Below are 16,185 nucleotides of genomic sequence, written 5' to 3'. Positions count from 1 at the left end.
GATCCTTGCTATGAATCGTCGGGCCTCAACACCAGATGCCCGACGGCCGTATTGGATGCGGGAACATGGTAATGACGATGCAGCGGCGTGACCTTCTTGCCCAGCGCACCGCGCATGATAAGCCACATCACCATCTCGATCCCCTCCGATCCGGTTTCCCGCAGATATTCGATATGCGGGATAGCGCGCAACTGCCCATTATCTTCGGCACTTAACAGGTCCAGGAAGCGATTGTCCCATTCGGCGTTGATCAACCCGGCGCGCGGCCCCTGCAACTGATGGCTCATCCCGCCCGTGCCCCACACCTGCACGTTCAGATCCTCGGGGAAACTTTCCACCGCCCGCGCGATCGCCTCGCCCAGCATCCAGCAACGATTGCCCGACGGCGGCGGATAGGTGACGACGTTGACGGCCAGCGGAACGACCTTCACCGGCCATTTGTCAGGCTGATTGAACAGCAGGCTCATCGGCACGGTTAATCCATGATCGACATCCATCTCGTTGATGATGGTCATGTCGAACTCGTCCAGGATCAGGCTCTGCGCGATGTGCCAGGCAAGGTCGGCATGCCCCTCGACATCGGGCACCGGCCGTGGCCCCCAGCCCTCATCGCAAATGCCGTACCGGTCTGCACAGCCAATCGCGAAGGTCGGGATGATCTTCATGTCGAAAGCGGACGCATGGTCATTATAGACCAATATCACGACGTCCGGCTTTTCCTGCGCGATCCATTGCCGCGACCATTCATATCCGGCGAACAGAGGCGCCCAATAGGGCTCGCCCACTTTCCCATTGTCCATCGCTGCGCCGATCGCGGGCACATGGCTGGTCCCTACGCCAGCGGTAATGCGGGCCATCAACGTTTCTCCCTTATTGATCGCTGGCCTTCTGGTGATCGCCCTCCCGCAATCATCATGGCCTGATACTCTTCCGTGCTCATGCCGGTCATGGTTCCCACCGCCTGCAAAAAGGACATGCCGTCGGTCGAAAATACCTTGGCCAGGAAATAGATATTGCCGCCCAGATCCAGGCAACGATTATAGTCGCGATCCAAAATCGCCTGCCGCTGATCTTCAGTCATCGGCCATTCGTTCAGATAGGCGCGCTCGTCCGCCTTCCACCGTTCGCGATTATCGCCTTTCATCAGGCTCATCGCGAACTGGTTCATCCAATATCCCTGCCGCGCGCGCTTTCCCGTATAGACGCGCGTGCCGGGGATATCGTCAAATTCGGCCAGATATTCATGGATATCAACGCTCATCGGCGGTTCTCCAGACAAAGAAAAATCCATCTCCCGCCCCGTCCTTCCACAGCAAGGACGGGAGATGGAGCCACCCCCCACAGGGATAAATGGGGGGTGTGGAAGCTCACAGGCCGCGCGCCTTCAGTTGCGCGTCCAGACGGGGGAAGACGCGACGGGCATTGCCCTCGAATATCGCGTGTCGTTCCGCATCGCTGATATCCAGCGCATCGACATAGCGCTTGGTATCATCGAAATAATGGCCGGTCGTCGGATCGATCCCACGCACCGCGCCGACCATTTCCGATCCGAACAGGATATTCTTGTTGTCGATCACATCGGCCAGCAGATCGACGCCCGGCTGATGATAGACGCATGTGTCGAAAAAGATGTTGTTCATCAGATGCGTGTCGAGGCTCGGCTTCTTCAGCATGTCGGCCAGCCCCCGATACCGCCCCCAATGATAGGGCGCCGCGCCGCCGCCATGCGGAATGATGAAGCGCAGCGTCGGGAAATCCGCGAACAAATCCCCCTCCAGCAACTGCATGAAGGCGATCGTGTCCGCCGCGATATAATAGCCCCCGGTCGCATGCATCGCCGGGTTGCAGCTGCCCGACACATGGATCATCGCCGGAACGTCCAGCTCGACCATCTTCTCGTAAAAGGGATACCAGTAACGATCGGTCAGCGGCGGATGCTGAAAATGCCCGCCGCCCGGATCGGGATTGAGGTTGCAGCCAATAAAGCCCAGTTGCGTGACGCAGCGCTCCAGCTCGGCGATGCTGTTGCGCATGTCGGCCTTTGGCGACTGCGGCAGCATGCAAACGCCAGCGAAAGTCTCGGGATACAGAGCCACCACCCGCGCGATCAGGTCATTGCACCGCATCGCCCATTCCCGGGCGACCTCCGCATCCCCAACATGCGGCGCCATCGCCGAAGCACGCGGAGAAAAGATCGTCAGGTCCGCGCCCCGTTCCTTGATAAGGCGCAACTGATTGGACTCGATCGTATCGCGAATTTCGTCGTCGCTGATCTCGGGATAAGGCGGCGCAGCAACGCCCGCCTTGAACGCCGCCTTCTGCTCCTCCCGCCAGGCATCATGCCCCTTGGGGAGCACGGTATAATGGCCATGGCAGTCGATTATCAGGCTCATTGCGTTCCTATCCTCATCCTTCTCACACCACCCATCCTTACCGTCATCCCAGCGAAAGCTGGGATCTCAGGCCTTCACCCACTTCACCAAACCGTCACCCCGGGCCTGACCCGGGGTCCCGCTTTCCATTCACGGAAGCCCGACCCAGCCAGCGAGACCCCGGATCAAGTCCGGGGTGACGGAGGGGATAAGCACCCCCATCAAACCTCGGTCACCGACAGCCACGCTCCCTAACTCCCGTCATCCCAGCATCTGCCGTCATACCAACATCTGCCGTCATCCCAGCGAAAGCTGGGATTTCGTGCCTCCAGACCGAACCTCGGACCGCCTGAGATCCCAGCCTGCGCTGGGATGACGAACTTCACTAAAGCTCGCAGTTCAGCCGCCGCCCCAGCAAATCACACCACCTCACCCCGCGCCAAAACCACCTCAAGCTTCCCGCTCAACCCCTCCGGCACATCCGTCACGCCCAGCGCCCCGATCGCCCGCTGCCGCTCCACCGCCCCACGCGTCATCGCAGCTCCGGTGCCAAGCGCCTCCAGCGTCTTCACCACCTCTTCCATCTCCGCCGCGCGGCGCAGTCCATGCACCAGCATCCGGTCGAGATTATAATCCGCCCGCTCGCCCCAAGGTCGCGCCTTCTCGCTTGCATCCAGCGACGCCAGCACCTCGTCGCGCACGCCCGCCGCTTCCGCCGCCAGCACGCACTCAGCGGTCAGCGCCTCAAGGCCCTTGACCATCACCGACCGGATCATCTTGATCGCGGACGCACGGCCCACCCCGTCACCGACAACGCGCACATTGGTAAAGCCCAACGCTTGCAACCGCGCTGCGGCCTCTTCGGCCACTCCCCCGCTCAACAACAACGGCACGGACAGCGCCGTCGGGCGAACCGGCGCCATGACGGCCACGTCGACATATCGTCCGCCCGCCGCCTCGATTGTCCGCGCGGCCTCCTGCTTCGTCTGCGGCGCCACGCTGTTCATGTCGCAATAGATGGTGCCCGGCGCGATGCACTCCGCCGCCGCCTCGGCAACCGCCAATGCCTGATCCGCCGTCACCAGCGAAATCACCAAACCCACGCCGGAAAGCGCATCTTCCAGAAAGCGCGCGCCCAGCACATGGGCGTCCGCATAGGTCGCTATCATCGCGTCAAGCACTGCGGCGTCTTCGGTCTTGCTGTCGAACACATGCGCCCGCGCGGCCCAGCCCCCTGCCAATGCAAAGGTCGAACCCGCCTCGCCAAATCCGATCAGACCGACTTCCTGCTCCATGCGCCAGGGGATGGCCCATCCCTGTCAGCGCCGCCAATCGAATCCCCGGCACCGTCATAAGTTTTTACGAACTTATGCCTTCAACTTCCTGATCGATCGCTGCCATGAAACATTGTTGCAAGCGGGTCGGACGCCAATCCACCCTGGTGGTCAGCCCGATCATGCGGCTGATCGCACCGGGCGCGGGACCGATGTCGATCACCATCCCTGCGTTCAGCTCCAGCGCCAGTTGATCGACCGACAGCATCGTCAGATAATCGCCGTTCACCAGCAGCTCGCGGATCGTCATCACCGATCCGCATTCGATCGGCACGGCAGGCAATTCGCCGCCCAGCGTCTCCACCATCTCCCGCCACAACTGCCGCAACGGCGTCCCTTCCGGTGGCAATATCCATGGAAAACGCCGCAAAGTATCCGCGTCCCATCCCCCCACCAGGGGATGCCCTGCCCGCGCCATGATCGTCGGCCGATCCTCGAACAGGGGCTTTTGCACCAGGTCCTGCCCCACCGACGCATCGCGCATCGCGCCGATCATCATGTCCACCTCGCCATCGCGCAGCGGGCCGACCAGTTCGGCATGTGATCCTTCATGGACGCTGATATGCACATGCGGGAACTCGCGCCGGAACCGGCTGATCACCCGGGGCAGCAGCCGGGCACGCGACAGCGGCATTGCACCCACCACGACACGCCCGCTCTCCTGCCCCTTCAGCGCCTCGATTTCTTCCAGCCCCGACCGCAATTCCGCCAGTGCCAGCCGCAACCGCCGCGCCAGCGCTGCCCCCGCATTCGTCAGCGCCACGCCTCGCCCGCGCCGTTCCGCCAACCTGTATCCCATCGCGAGGCCAAGGTCGCCCACCGCCCGGTGCAGCGACGGCTCCGTCACGCCTGCCTCGGCCGCCGCCGCCGCATAGCTCCCCGCTCGGGCCAGCGCGACAAAGGCCCGTATCTGCGCCGCCGTCGCCCGGTTGCTACCAATCAGCCGCAACGCAGCCTCCAGCCGGGGGGCAAGTCTTGTCGCGGCTTCCGTAGGCGTCATGCCGCCCGGATGCCGCTCGAACAGAGACAGGCCCAGCTGCGCCTCCAATTTGGCGATCCCCTGCGTCACGGCAGGCTGCGTCAGATTGACCGCGCGCGCCGCCAGGCTGACGGTCCCCTGCGCGACCACGGCGGCGACGGCGGACAAGTGCCGGATATTGAACTGATCAGGTGACATCACGAACACTTAGCAAAAACTAATGCCAATCACACAGATCAAATTTGTTCAAACCGCTTTTTCTCGCCACTTCCTTCATGCTTTCGCCAAAGGAGCAAATCGCATGTCCGGCATCGTCGTCCAAAATATCGACCGGGCGGACCTTTCCATCATTGACGCCCTCGCCCATTGCGGCGTCGCCACTGTCCACGAATCCCAGAGCCGCACCGGACTCCTCGCTCCTTACATGCGCCCCATCTATCCCGGCGCCCGCATTGCTGGCAGCGCCGTCACCATCTCCGCCCCTCCCGGCGACAACTGGATGATCCACGTCGCGATCGAACAGCTCCGCGAAGGCGACATCCTCCTCCTCGCGCCCACCAGTCCCTGCACCGATGGCTATTTCGGCGACCTCCTCGCAACCTCAGCCCAGGCGCGCGGCTGTCGCGGCCTCGTCATCGACGCAGGCGTCCGCGATATCCGCGACCTCGCCCAAATGAACTTCCCCGTCTGGTCGAAGGCGGTCCATGCCCAGGGCACGATAAAGGCGACGCTCGGCAGCGTGAACATCCCCGTCGTCTGCGCCAACGCCCTCGTCAATCCGGGCGACATCATCATCGCCGACGATGACGGCGTCTGCATCGTCCCCCGCGCCAACGCCGCCGCTGTCCTCGAAAAGGCCCAGGCCCGGGAAGCCGCCGAAGAAGCCAAGCGTGTTCGCCTGGCTGCTGGCGAACTTGGTCTCGACATCTACAACATGCGCCCGCGCCTTGAAGAAATGGGTCTCAAATATGTCTGACTCCGCCCGTGTCATGTGGATGCGCGGCGGCACGTCAAAGGGCGCCTATTTCCTCGCCGAGGACTTGCCCGCCGACCCCGCCATTCGCGACAGCTTCCTTCTGCGCATCATGGGTTCACCCGATCCCCGTCAGATCGACGGTATGGGCGGCGCCGACCCGCTGACGAGCAAGGTTGCGGTCGTCAGGAAGTCGATGCAAACCGGCGTGGATGTCGACTATCTTTTTCTCCAGGTCTTCGTTGATCAAGCCATCGTCACCGACGCGCAGAATTGCGGCAACATCCTCGCTGGCGTTGGCCCTTTCGCCATCGAACGCGGCCTCGTCGAGGCGCAGGATGGGGAGACCCGCGTCGCCATCTACATGGAAAATACCGGCCAGACCGCGATCGCGACAGTGCAAACCCCGAGCCGTATCGTCCGCTATGACGGCGACGCGAAGATCGACGGAGTCCCCGGCACCGCTGCCCCTATCCCGCTGGAATTCCGCGACACCGCCGGTTCTTCCTGCGGCGCCTTGCTCCCAACCGGCAATGTCTTTGACGAGGTCGAAGGCGTTCGCGTCACCCTGATCGATAATGGGATGCCTTGCGTCGTCATGAAGGCGCAGGACTTGGGCATAACCGGCTATGAAGATCGCGACGCGTTGGACAAGGATATCGCCCTGAAGGCTCGCATAGAGAAAATCCGTCTCGCCGTTGGAGAACGAATGAACCTGGGCGATGTAAAGGAAAAGTCGGTGCCCAAGATGATGCTGGTAGCACCCCCGCGCCACGGCGGCGCGATCACGGTGCGCAGTTTCATTCCCCATCGCGCTCATGCATCGATCGGCGTACTGGGCGCGGTCAGTGTCGCCACCGCCTGCCTCATTCAAGGCACGCCAGCCGCAGACCTTGCCGCCATTCCCGATGGCAGGATCAAAAGCCTTTCCGTAGAACATCCCACGGGCGAAACCACCTGCGTCATAGAACTGGATGATCAGAACAGGGTCGTCAGCGCCGCCTTGCTACGCACCGCCCGAAAGCTGATGGACGGAGAGATTTTTGCATGACGGATAGAGTTGTTAGCTGGCACTCCACTCCGTCAGTGCCTCGCTTCACGCCACCGCCGGGCGCGGTCGATGCGCATTGCCATGTCTTTGGACCAATGGCGCGCTTTCCATTCAGTCCCAAGGCGAAATATCTTCCAGAGGACGCAGGGCCGGATATGCTCTTCGCGCTTCGGGACCGGCTTGGCTTCTCTCGCAACGTCATCGTCCAGGCGAGTTGCCACGGAACGGATAATGCCGCGACCCTTAATGCGATAGCGCAGTCAAACGGCAAGGCGCGCGGCGTCGCGGTGGTTGACCCGAAAATCAGCGACGCAGAACTTGAAACGCTGCATGAAGGCGGCATCCGCGGAGTGCGGTTCAACTTCCTCAAGCGCCTCGTCGATGATGCGCCGAAGGACAAGTTCCTCGAAGTCGCCCGCCGCATCCAGCCGCTTGGATGGCATGTGGTCGTCTATTTTGAACCCGACCTTCTGGAAGAACTGCGCCCTTTCCTGAACGCCATTCCCACCCTTATCGTCATTGATCATATGGGCCGTCCGGACGTCACCCAAGGGCCGGACGGCATCGACATGCGCGCTTTTCGCGCCCTGCTCGACAGCAGGGACGACATCTGGACCAAGGTCACATGTCCCGATCGGTTAGACCCGCAAGGCCCCCCGTGGGACGATTTCGCAAGGACCGTCGCCCCTCTGGTCACGGATTATCCGACCCGCGTGCTTTGGGGCACCGATTGGCCGCACCCGAACATGGAAAAGGCAATTCCAGACGACGGCGCGCTGGTCGATATGATCCCGCGCATCGCGCCCACCGCCAGCCTCCAGCATAGTCTGCTCGTCGCCAATCCCACCCGGCTGTACTGGCCCGAGGAAATGGCTGTCGATTAGTTTACGGCCGAAATGCTCAACGGGAGCCGGTTCTTAAAAATCGCAGTCCTGATCCGGGGAAGTCCCCATGCGCGCGCCCTTACGGCGCTGCTTCCTAGTCCCAACTTTTATGCTCTCCTGTCCGCGCAAGCCCGGACGCGCTGATCTATCCTGACAGAGAGAAGCGGCCCGACGACGGGCTGAAATAATGCGGAGAGGCAGATGTTCCTTAAGAATTGCTGGTATGTAGCCGCTTGGAGCAGCGAGATCGGGCGCGCCCTGCTGGAACGTCAGATCTGCAATGAATCGATCGTCTTCTACCGCACGGAAAATGGCGATCCAGTCGCTCTCGGCAATGTCTGCCCGCACCGCTTTGCCCCGCTAAGCGCCGGAAAGCTGATCGGCGATGATGTCCAGTGCGGTTATCATGGCTTCCGTTTCGGCACCTCCGGCGGCTGCACCAGAACGCCGCTGATCGATGGCGTCATTCCCGCGAAGATGCGGGTGAAGCGCTATGCCGTGGTTGAACGCTACGACATGATCTGGCTGTGGCTCGGCAATGCGGATCATGCCGACGAAAGCACGATCCCGGATTTTTCCTGCAACAATCACCCGTCCTTCCGCCGGATCGAAGGCATGATGGAGGTCGCGGCCAACTACGAGCTAATCAGCGACAACCTGCTCGACCTGACCCATGCCGAATTCGTGCATGAAGGCGTTTTGAACAGCGAGGCGCTGACTCGCAGCAAGTTGGAGACACTCCAAAGCGGCACCACCGTCTGGTCCAACCGCTGGGCGCATGACGGCGCAGCGCCGCCCGCCTGGGCCGCTGCCTTCGACAACTATGCGGAGAATGTCGATCATTGGGCCTATATGCGCTGGGACCCGCCGGGCAACCTGCTGCTCGACGTCGGCGTCACCCCGGTGGGCAAGACGCGAGATGAGGGCGTCTGGCTCTATGGGTGCGACCTGTTGACGCCCAAGGATGCGACCTCCAGCTGGTATTTCTGGTCCTTCGCCCGCAACTACAAGGTGGACGATCCGTCGGTCGACGAGATGTGGCGCGCCGCGATCGAGATCGCCTTCGTCGGGCAGGACAAGCCGATCCTGGAAGAACAGCAGCGCATGATGGGGACCCGGACGCTCGATGAGATGGGACCGGTCATGGCGTCAGCCGACGTCGCGGCAACCCGCGCCCGCCGGATCATGAAGAAGCTGATCGCCGACGAGGCGCAAGGCGCCCTGCCGCAGCCCGGCGCGGAATCGCCGGTCGACCTGCTGACGCGAAAGGCTGGCACCCGGCTGCCGGTCGAACCTGTGGTCTGAGGTCATGGCAAAGCTGGCTGATGGGCTGACGCTCGAAATCACCGGACGCGTGCTGCTAGCTCCGGATATCGTGCGGATCGACCTCGGGCGGGCCGACGGCGGCGAGCTACCGCCCTTCGCGGCAGGGGCACATATCGACATCGTGGTGGATGAAGGATTGGTGCGGCAATATTCGCTGTGCAACGATCCGGCAGAGCGGCACCGCTACCAGATCGCGGTGCTGCGCGAACCGCAATCGCGGGGCGGATCTGTGCGAGTGCATGACGCCTTCCATCCGGGGCGGCAGGTGAGCGTCGGCACCCCGCGCAACCTGTTCGCGCTCGCCAAAGGAGGCAGCCGCCACATATTGATCGGCGGGGGCATTGGCATCACCCCGATCATGTCCATGGCGGCGGCGCTGGCGAGCGAAGGGAAGTCTTTTGACTTGCATTATTGCTGCCGGAACCCGGCAAACGCCGCCTTCGGCAGCGCCGTGGACGCGGCGGACGGACGCACCTATTTCAGTCGGCATGACGGATCGCCTCGCTTCGATCCGGGGGCAGCGCTTGGGTCACCCGGCCCAGACACTCATGTTTATGTGTGCGGCCCGGCAGGCTTCATGAACGCCGTGCGGGACGAGGCTCAGCGGCTTGGCTGGGCGGATGCCAGCATCCATCGCGAACTGTTCGAAGCCGCCGAACCGCTGGTCCAGGTAGGCGACCAGCCCTTCGATGTGCGCATTGCCAGCACGGGCGCGACCTTCACAATCGCACCCGGCGCGTCGGTTGCCAGCATTCTGGCCGATGCGGGGATCGACGTGCCGATCAGTTGCGAACAAGGCGTGTGCGGCACTTGCGTCACCGGCGTGCTGGAAGGGGCGCCCGACCATCGCGACAGCTATCTGACCGACGAGGAACGGGACGAAGGAAAGCTCTTCACCCCCTGCTGCTCACGGGCGCTATCGCCGCTGTTGCTTCTCGACCTCTAACCTAACGTCCTTGTGGCGCGCGCCCGCCTTTCCCGCTATCGTCGCGGCCGAAAGCGCGATCGACGGCGCGGGAAGGAAACGGACTGCGGGTGAATGGCCCCGGCTATCACGTATCGACCGCCGCGTTGGACGGCGCGCCAGCCTTTGACCATTGGCACGGGCAGGTGCAGGCGCATGTGACGCCCATCGACATTCGCGTGCCGGATCGCGCTACATTCCGCGGTGAGTTGCGGCAGCAGCATATCGGCGACGTGCAATTCTCCGTCATCAACGCGACCAGCCAGGAAGGCGTGCACGACGCCAGCGGGCGCCACGGCGCCTCGCCGCGCTTCGACCTTGTCTATATGCGCAGCGGCGGCATCACCCTGCGTCAGGACGGGCGCGAAGCCACACTGGGCGCGGGCGAGGCCCTGTTGTTCAGCCATCTCGATAATTTCAGCTTTGTCACATCCGCATTTTCGGAAGCCTATCTGGTCGCCCTGCCCAGTGCCTGGATCGAACGCTGGCTGGCCGATCCCTATGCCTGCACCATCCGCCCGCTGATCGGATCATCGCCATGGGGCGCCGCGATCGACGGGCTGTTGCACAGCGTCGCCCATGCCGTGGAGGAAGGACGGCCCCTGCCCGCTCACCTGATCGCTGACCAGCTTGGCGGCTGCCTCGCGCTGATGTGCGATGGGATGGCGGGCGAGGAAACCACACATCGCCGCCGCCTGATGCACCAAATCCGCCGGACGCTGGCCAGCGGCTTCGCGGACCCGGACCTGACGCCTGCGGCCATCGCCGCGCAGCACGGGATCTCAGTCCGCTATCTCCACAGCCTGTTCGCCGCGACGGGCAGCAGCGTCGGGCGCGAACTGCGCACGATCCGCTTGGGCCGCGTCCGCGCAATGCTGGAGGACAGGGCGTGCCGCAGCCTGACCGTCAGCGAAATCGCTTATGCATGCGGCTTCAATGATCCAGGCTATCTCGCCCGCTGTTTCGCGCAGGAATTTGGGCGTTCGCCGACGTCTTTTCGGAAGGGGTGACGAAGGATTTGGGTCCTGCCCGCCCTTCACTTCGACATCGATATCGTGACCGACGCCATACCCGAGGGCAGCGCGCGGGGTTTGTCGATCACTACCTCGGCCTGCCGCACATGGTCGAAGGCTAGGCAGGATCGCGCCAGTTCCGCGCCGAACGTCTCGATCAGCCCGATGCGCTTTTCCGCCAGCATCCGCGCCAGTTCATGGACGCGGCGATAGTCGATCGTCGCGCCCAGCATGTCCTCCGTCACCGGATCGACCAGCAGCGTGATGCTGACCACCAGCGGCTGGAACGTGCCGATCTCGTCCGGGTTGATACCGATGTCCGCCATCAGCGGCAGCTCGCGCACAGCGACCCGCGTGGTGGAGCAGGACTCAGCCAAGAGCCGCCGCCCGCTTCGCCGCCTGCACCGTATTGGCAAGCAGGCAGGCGATGGTCATCGGCCCCACCCCGCCCGGCACTGGCGTCACGGCCCCAGCGTGGCCCAGTTCGTCAAAGGCGCAATCACCCACCAGCCGTTCCTTTCCGTCTTGATCGGTCACTCGGGTGATGCCGACATCGATCACGATCGCGCCGGGCTTCACCCAATCCCCCCGCACAAGGCGCGGACTGCCGGCGGCGGCAACAACGATGTCAGCCATGCGCACCATGTCGGCCAGGCCCTTCGTCGCGACATGCGTGACGGTGACCGTGCATTCGCGTTCCAGCAGCAGCATGGCGACAGGCTTGCCGACGATGTTGGACTTGCCGATCACCACGGCGTTGAGGCCGCGATAGTCATCCACAACCGTGTCGAGCAGGCGCATGCAGCCGAGCGGCGTACACGGCACCAACCCACCGATCCCGGTCGACAGCCGCCCGACATTGACGGGATGGAACCCATCCACATCCTTGGCCGGATCGATCGCGTCCAGCATCCGCGTCGCGTCGATCTGGCGAGGGAGAGGCAGCTGCACTAATATGCCGTGGACGCTCGGATCGACGTTCAGCAACCCGATCAGCGACAGCAACTCGGCTTGCGCGATGGAAGCGTCCAGCCGATGCTCGATCGACCGCATGCCCGCTGCTTTCGTCTCCTTGACCTTGCGGCGGACATAGACCTGGCTTGCCGGGTCCTCGCCCACCAGCACGACGGCGAGCGTCGGCAGTATCCCGGTTCGCGCGTGCAGCTCGGCCGCCTGGCGCGCCGTCTCCACGCCGATCGTGCGGGCGAGCGCCTTACCGTCGATGGTCCGGGCCACGCGCGGATCAGTTGCGGAAAACGACTGTGCGGCTGTCATTGACCAATACCCTGTCTTCCAGATGATAGGCGACCGCCGTCGCCAGCACGCGCCGTTCGATGTCGCGGCCCTTGCGAACCAGATCGTCGGGGCTGTCGGCATGGCTGATCCGCTCGACATCCTGATGGATGATCGGCCCTTCATCGAGGTCGGCGGTCACATAATGCGCGGTCGCGCCGATCATCTTGACGCCGCGCGCATGGGCCTGGTGATAGGGCTTGGCGCCCTTGAAACCGGGCAGGAAGCTGTGATGGATGTTGATGCAGCGGCCAGACAGATAAGCGGCGAGATCGTCCGACAATATCTGCATGTAGCGCGCCAGAACGATCAGTTCCGCGCCGGTATCCTCGACTACCGCCTTGATCTGCGCTTCCTGCTGCGCCTTCGTGTCTTTGGTGACGGGCAGGTGATGATAGGGAATATCGCCGATCATCGTGGTGTTCAGCGCGGCCATCGGATGGTTGGACACGATGCCGACCACATCCATCGGCAGTTCGCCGATGCGGTGGCGGTAGAGCAGGTCGCCCAGGCAATGGTCGAACTTCGACACCAGCAACAACACCCGCCGCCGCTCCGCCGCATCGCGCAGGCTCCATTCCATGCCATGGTCGTCCGCTACCGGCTGAAACGCTGCGCTCAGCTTGCCGATGTCATTCCATGGCTCCGCCAGTTCGGCCACAACGCGCATGAAGAACAGCCCGCTTTCGCGATCGTCGAACTGCTGGGCTTCAAGGATATTCCCGCCATGCGAGGCCAGGAAGGCGGCGACGGTGGCGACCAGTCCCGGCCGGTCGGCGCAGGACAAGGTGAGGATGCAGGTCTGGGTCAATCGATCCCCCTATGGATGATGTGCGTCAATTCTAGTTTGATCGGTGTTGCCCAATCCACTCCGCCGTCCGCGCCAGGCCGCCGAAAGGATAGAAGTGCAGCCGCACGGGGCCGTGACCAGAATGCAGGCCAGCGGCGATGTCGCCCACCAGCCGGTCTGGGCCAGCAGCGCCCAGCAGTCGCGACAGGGAAATACCGTATTTGGCCAGCACCGACGCAGACGCGCCGACCCCGCAATGGGCAGCAAAGCGCAGCAGCGTCTTGATCCCCGCTGGCCCCGGCACACCGATCCGCACCGGCGCATCGATGCCCCGCCGCCGCAGTTCGAGCAGCCAGTCGAGTACTGGAGCAGCATCGAAGCCGAACTGCGTGACGATCAGCGGGGCCATGCCGCGATCCGACACCTCCACGCACTTCGCCAGAAGTGCGCTCCACCGCGCTTCCTCATCCATCACGGGATGGCCTTCCGGGTGCCCGGCAATGCCAATCGCCTTCACGCCATGCGTTTCGAACAGGCCGGTGCGAAGCAATGAAAGCGCATCCTCGAACGGCCCGGCAGGAACAGGAGGATCGCCTGCCACCAGGAACATGCGGCGCACGCCCGCTTCCTCGACCGAGCGGCGAACCGTCTGTTCCAGCTCCTCGTAGGACCCGATCCGCCGCGCCGACAGATGCGACATGGGTTCAAAGCCAAGGTCACGGACCAGCTTCGCCGCGTCGATCCGCGCATCGATCGTCTCGCCCGGCAGGAAAGTGATGGCGATGGGCGTTTCCGGCGCCAGCATCGACGCGGCAGTACGCAGGGCGTCGCAATCCTTGGCCGTCATCTCGATCGAATAGCCATCGGTGATCCGCTTGGGGATATGCTGTTCCCAGTTCGGGTGGATCGTCGCCGCGCCCGCCATGACCGCTCTCCTGAAGTGTTTGGGCTTTGCCGAGCAGCGTCCGCCGCTCGATCTTTTTGCCATTTCTTCTCTAGCGCCTTTCCGTTAATTCGTATATAGGAAATTTCACGAATACGAATTAAGGCGATTTCATCGTGTCCGCTTCCACCGCAAATCTTGTCCTTCTGCCCGGCCTTCTTTGCGATTCCCGTGTGTTTGCCGCGCAGTTGGATCGTTTCCCCGACGCCTTGGCGATCGATGGCTTCGGCGCGTGCGACAGCATCGTTGAAATGGCCCGGCGCGTGATCGACTCTGGCCCCGAGAAGATGGCGCTGCTCGGCCATTCTATGGGCGCACGGGTCGCGCTGGAGGTTGTGCGGCTTGCCCCTGAGCGCGTGGAAAAGCTCGCTCTGATTAGCACCGGCACACACATCGTCCGTGAAGGAGAGGCGGAGAAGCGCCACGTCCTGCTCACGCTCGGCCGGGCGGAGGGCATGGCCGCACTGGTGGACCGCTGGCTTCCCCCCATGGTCGCGCCCGCCCGCCGCGCCGATCAGGAGTTGATCGCGCCGCTGCACCTGATGGCGACGCAGGCGGGCATCGAAACCTATGAGGCGCAGATCGCCGCCCTTCTCGGCCGCCCGGAGGTCGAATCGCTGCTGCCCAACATCGCCTGTCCGACGCTGGTCGCGGTGGGCGAGGACGATGAATGGAGCCCGTCTGAACAGCACCGCTCCATCGCTGCGCGCATCGCCGGTGCGCACCTCAAGATCATCGCCAAGGCGGGCCACATGCTACCCGCCGAGGCGCCTGATGCCCTTAACGAAGCCATAGCCGACTGGCTGGACATGCCCGCCGGTTCCAACATCATGATGGGAGACGATGAATGACTGAAAGCCTGCAAAATCTGGTCGAAGGCAAGGGTGACCTCGTTCACTTCCTGCGCAACCAGCAGACCGGACCCAACGCCTATCCGGGCGTTCCGGCGGAATATTCCAACTGGCGCAACGAACAGACCGCATGGGCGCAGAAGGCCGTGCTGTTCAACCAGTCCTATCACATGGTCGATCTGGAAGTCAGCGGGCCGGACGCCTTCGCAATGCTTAACCATCTCGGCATCAACAGCTTCAAGGGCTTCATCCCCGATCGCGCCAAACAGTGGGTGCCGGTCACGCCCGACGGCTATGTCATCGGCGACGTGATCCTTTTCTACCTTGAGGAAAACCGCTTCAACCTGGTCGGCCGTGCTCCCGCGATCGAATGGGTGGAATATCATGCCCAGACCGGCAAGTGGAACGTCACCGTCGAACGCGACGAGCGCACCGCCGTTCGCCCGGACCCGGAAAACCGCAAGTCCTACCGCTATCAGCTGCAAGGGCCGAATGCGATGCAGACGCTTGAGGCAGCAATGGGTGAGACACCGCCCGACCTCAAATTCTTCCACATGACCACGCTCGACATTGCAGGGTGTAAGGTGCGCGCCCTACGCCACGGCATGGCGGGCCAACCGGGCTATGAACTTTTCGGACCTTGGACCGATCGGGAAACGGTACGCCAGGCGCTGATCAAGGCAGGCGAACCCTTCGGGCTAACGCTGGTGGGCGGCCGGACCTATTCATCGAACACGCTTGAATCAGGCTGGATCCCCTCCCCGCTGCCCGCCGTCTACAGCGGCGAAGCGCTCAAGCCCTATCGCGAATGGCTGACCGCCAACTCCTACGAAGCCAAGGCGTCGATCGGCGGCAGCTATGTTCCCGACAGCATCGATGGCTATTATCTCACCCCCTGGGATCTCGGCTATGGTCCGTTCGTCAAGTTCGACCATGACTTCATCGGCCGCGAAGCGCTGGAGAAGATCGCAGCTGGCCCGCACCGCAAGAAGGTGACACTGGCGCTCGACAGCGAAGACGTCGCCCGCGTGATCAGCTCCGCTTTCCAGAAGGGCGACCGCGCGAAATATTTCGAATTTCCCTCGGCGGTCTATTCGATGCACCCCTATGACGCGGTGCTGGTCGACGGCAATCAGGTGGGCCTGTCCACCTGGGTAGGCTACAGCGCCAATGAAGGCCGCATGCTGACGCTGGCGATGCTGGACGCCGAATATGCGGAGCCGGGCACGAAGGTGACGCTGCTGTGGGGCGAACCCGATGGCGGCACCAGCAAGCCGACCGTCGAGCCGCACATCCAGGTCGAAATCCACGCCACTGTCAGCCCCGCGCCCTATTCCGAAGTCGCGCGTGACAGCTATGCGGATGGATGGCGGACCCGCAAAACCGCCTGATCATCCAACCGGCGGGGTGTT

17 protein-coding genes are annotated in these 16,185 nt (G+C 63.1%); 8 read left to right on the top strand and 9 right to left on the bottom strand.

Features of this window, described 5'->3' with window-relative positions:
* Window positions 1-8 precede the first annotated feature (8 nt).
* From AC6JBC_RS17345 to AC6JBC_RS17325, 5 genes are all read right to left on the bottom strand, one after another.
* Window positions 9-857 (bottom strand): class III extradiol dioxygenase subunit beta, encoded by an 849-nt coding sequence (locus AC6JBC_RS17345; protein ID WP_498026698.1) that lies wholly within the window; start codon window positions 855-857, stop codon window positions 9-11.
* Window positions 857-1,261, bottom strand: coding sequence for a protocatechuate 4,5-dioxygenase subunit alpha (gene ligA, locus AC6JBC_RS17340; RefSeq protein ID WP_404954720.1), 405 nt, complete (start codon window positions 1,259-1,261; stop codon window positions 857-859). The genes AC6JBC_RS17345 and ligA overlap by 1 nt, the downstream gene beginning before the upstream one ends.
* 106 nt (window positions 1,262-1,367) lie before the next feature.
* Complete coding sequence (locus tag AC6JBC_RS17335) at window positions 1,368-2,393, bottom strand: amidohydrolase family protein (RefSeq protein WP_498026697.1); 1,026 nt, start codon at window positions 2,391-2,393, stop codon at window positions 1,368-1,370.
* Window positions 2,394-2,791: 398 nt separating this feature from the next.
* The gene (locus AC6JBC_RS17330) at window positions 2,792-3,667 is read right to left on the bottom strand and encodes an NAD(P)-dependent oxidoreductase (protein ID WP_498026696.1); all 876 of its coding nucleotides are present in this window, start codon (window positions 3,665-3,667) and stop codon (window positions 2,792-2,794) included.
* A 64-nt stretch (window positions 3,668-3,731) separates the two neighbouring features.
* Window positions 3,732-4,883, bottom strand: a complete 1,152-nt coding sequence (locus tag AC6JBC_RS17325; RefSeq protein ID WP_498026695.1) for a LysR family transcriptional regulator — start codon at window positions 4,881-4,883, stop codon at window positions 3,732-3,734.
* A 103-nt stretch (window positions 4,884-4,986) separates the two neighbouring features.
* On the opposite strand from AC6JBC_RS17325, the gene ligK reads away from it, so the two are divergent.
* The 6 genes from ligK to AC6JBC_RS17295 all read left to right on the top strand — a co-directional run bounded on the left by ligK (window position 4,987) and on the right by AC6JBC_RS17295 (window position 10,893).
* Window positions 4,987-5,661: a 4-carboxy-4-hydroxy-2-oxoadipate aldolase/oxaloacetate decarboxylase gene (gene ligK / locus AC6JBC_RS17320; protein ID WP_498026694.1), complete on the top strand. Its 675-nt coding sequence runs from the start codon at window positions 4,987-4,989 to the stop codon at window positions 5,659-5,661.
* Entirely contained in the window at window positions 5,654-6,709 is a 1,056-nt protein-coding gene (locus AC6JBC_RS17315) for a 4-oxalomesaconate tautomerase (protein ID WP_498026693.1), read from the top strand. Before ligK ends, AC6JBC_RS17315 begins: the two co-directional genes overlap by 8 nt.
* Window positions 6,706-7,593: an amidohydrolase family protein gene (locus AC6JBC_RS17310; RefSeq protein WP_498026692.1), complete on the top strand. Its 888-nt coding sequence runs from the start codon at window positions 6,706-6,708 to the stop codon at window positions 7,591-7,593. Before AC6JBC_RS17315 ends, AC6JBC_RS17310 begins: the two co-directional genes overlap by 4 nt.
* A gap of 201 nt (window positions 7,594-7,794) precedes the next feature.
* Entirely contained in the window at window positions 7,795-8,898 is a 1,104-nt protein-coding gene (locus tag AC6JBC_RS17305; RefSeq protein WP_498026691.1) for a Rieske 2Fe-2S domain-containing protein, read from the top strand.
* Between the two features lie 4 nt (window positions 8,899-8,902).
* Window positions 8,903-9,865: a PDR/VanB family oxidoreductase gene (locus tag AC6JBC_RS17300; protein ID WP_498026690.1), complete on the top strand. Its 963-nt coding sequence runs from the start codon at window positions 8,903-8,905 to the stop codon at window positions 9,863-9,865.
* Window positions 9,866-9,954: 89 nt separating this feature from the next.
* Window positions 9,955-10,893, top strand: coding sequence for a helix-turn-helix domain-containing protein (locus AC6JBC_RS17295; RefSeq protein WP_498026689.1), 939 nt, complete (start codon window positions 9,955-9,957; stop codon window positions 10,891-10,893).
* A gap of 26 nt (window positions 10,894-10,919) precedes the next feature.
* On the opposite strand, the gene AC6JBC_RS17290 is transcribed toward AC6JBC_RS17295, so the two are convergent.
* Genes AC6JBC_RS17290 through AC6JBC_RS17275 form a run of 4 tightly spaced genes read right to left on the bottom strand, consistent with a single transcriptional unit; the run spans window position 10,920 to window position 13,904 of the window.
* Entirely contained in the window at window positions 10,920-11,273 is a 354-nt protein-coding gene (locus tag AC6JBC_RS17290) for a dihydroneopterin aldolase (RefSeq protein ID WP_449471754.1), read from the bottom strand.
* Window positions 11,266-12,171, bottom strand: coding sequence for a bifunctional 5,10-methylenetetrahydrofolate dehydrogenase/5,10-methenyltetrahydrofolate cyclohydrolase (locus AC6JBC_RS17285; protein ID WP_498026688.1), 906 nt, complete (start codon window positions 12,169-12,171; stop codon window positions 11,266-11,268). The genes AC6JBC_RS17290 and AC6JBC_RS17285 overlap by 8 nt, the downstream gene beginning before the upstream one ends.
* Window positions 12,140-13,000, bottom strand: coding sequence for a formyltetrahydrofolate deformylase (purU, locus tag AC6JBC_RS17280; protein ID WP_464788485.1), 861 nt, complete (start codon window positions 12,998-13,000; stop codon window positions 12,140-12,142). The genes AC6JBC_RS17285 and purU overlap by 32 nt, the downstream gene beginning before the upstream one ends.
* Window positions 13,001-13,031: 31 nt before the next feature.
* A complete protein-coding gene (locus AC6JBC_RS17275) occupies window positions 13,032-13,904 on the bottom strand; it encodes a methylenetetrahydrofolate reductase (RefSeq protein ID WP_498026687.1) in 873 nt (290 codons plus the stop codon).
* Between the two features lie 134 nt (window positions 13,905-14,038).
* Between AC6JBC_RS17275 and AC6JBC_RS17270 the strand changes: the two genes are divergently transcribed.
* Both AC6JBC_RS17270 and desA read left to right on the top strand, forming a co-directional pair.
* Window positions 14,039-14,773, top strand: coding sequence for an alpha/beta fold hydrolase (locus AC6JBC_RS17270; protein WP_498026686.1), 735 nt, complete (start codon window positions 14,039-14,041; stop codon window positions 14,771-14,773).
* The gene (gene desA / locus AC6JBC_RS17265; RefSeq protein ID WP_498026685.1) at window positions 14,770-16,164 is read left to right on the top strand and encodes a syringate O-demethylase; all 1,395 of its coding nucleotides are present in this window, start codon (window positions 14,770-14,772) and stop codon (window positions 16,162-16,164) included. Before AC6JBC_RS17270 ends, desA begins: the two co-directional genes overlap by 4 nt.
* Window positions 16,165-16,185: the final 21 nt, after the last annotated feature.

This window comes from Sphingobium sp. RC1 (genome assembly GCF_059738765.1).
The sequence above is the reverse complement of the archived record's forward strand: the minus strand, read 5'-3'. Positions and strand labels throughout refer to the sequence as shown.

Excerpts from the sequence above, each read along its gene's own strand:
- ligK (WP_498026694.1), top strand. The coding sequence starts at position 4,987 with ATGTCCGGCATCGTCGTCCAAAATATCGACCGGGCGGACCTTTCCATC.
- AC6JBC_RS17275 (WP_498026687.1), bottom strand. The coding sequence starts at position 13,904 with ATGGCGGGCGCGGCGACGATCCACCCGAACTGGGAACAGCATATCCCC.
- AC6JBC_RS17310 (WP_498026692.1), top strand. The coding sequence starts at position 6,706 with ATGACGGATAGAGTTGTTAGCTGGCACTCCACTCCGTCAGTGCCTCGC.
- ligA (WP_404954720.1), bottom strand. The coding sequence starts at position 1,261 with ATGAGCGTTGATATCCATGAATATCTGGCCGAATTTGACGATATCCCC.
- AC6JBC_RS17325 (WP_498026695.1), bottom strand. The coding sequence starts at position 4,883 with ATGTCACCTGATCAGTTCAATATCCGGCACTTGTCCGCCGTCGCCGCC.
- AC6JBC_RS17345 (WP_498026698.1), bottom strand. The coding sequence starts at position 857 with ATGGCCCGCATTACCGCTGGCGTAGGGACCAGCCATGTGCCCGCGATC.
- AC6JBC_RS17300 (WP_498026690.1), top strand. The coding sequence starts at position 8,903 with ATGGCAAAGCTGGCTGATGGGCTGACGCTCGAAATCACCGGACGCGTG.
- AC6JBC_RS17305 (WP_498026691.1), top strand. The coding sequence starts at position 7,795 with ATGTTCCTTAAGAATTGCTGGTATGTAGCCGCTTGGAGCAGCGAGATC.
- AC6JBC_RS17335 (WP_498026697.1), bottom strand. The coding sequence starts at position 2,393 with ATGAGCCTGATAATCGACTGCCATGGCCATTATACCGTGCTCCCCAAG.
- desA (WP_498026685.1), top strand. The coding sequence starts at position 14,770 with ATGACTGAAAGCCTGCAAAATCTGGTCGAAGGCAAGGGTGACCTCGTT.
- AC6JBC_RS17330 (WP_498026696.1), bottom strand. The coding sequence starts at position 3,667 with ATGGAGCAGGAAGTCGGTCTGATCGGATTTGGCGAGGCGGGTTCGACC.
- AC6JBC_RS17315 (WP_498026693.1), top strand. The coding sequence starts at position 5,654 with ATGTCTGACTCCGCCCGTGTCATGTGGATGCGCGGCGGCACGTCAAAG.
- AC6JBC_RS17285 (WP_498026688.1), bottom strand. The coding sequence starts at position 12,171 with ATGACAGCCGCACAGTCGTTTTCCGCAACTGATCCGCGCGTGGCCCGG.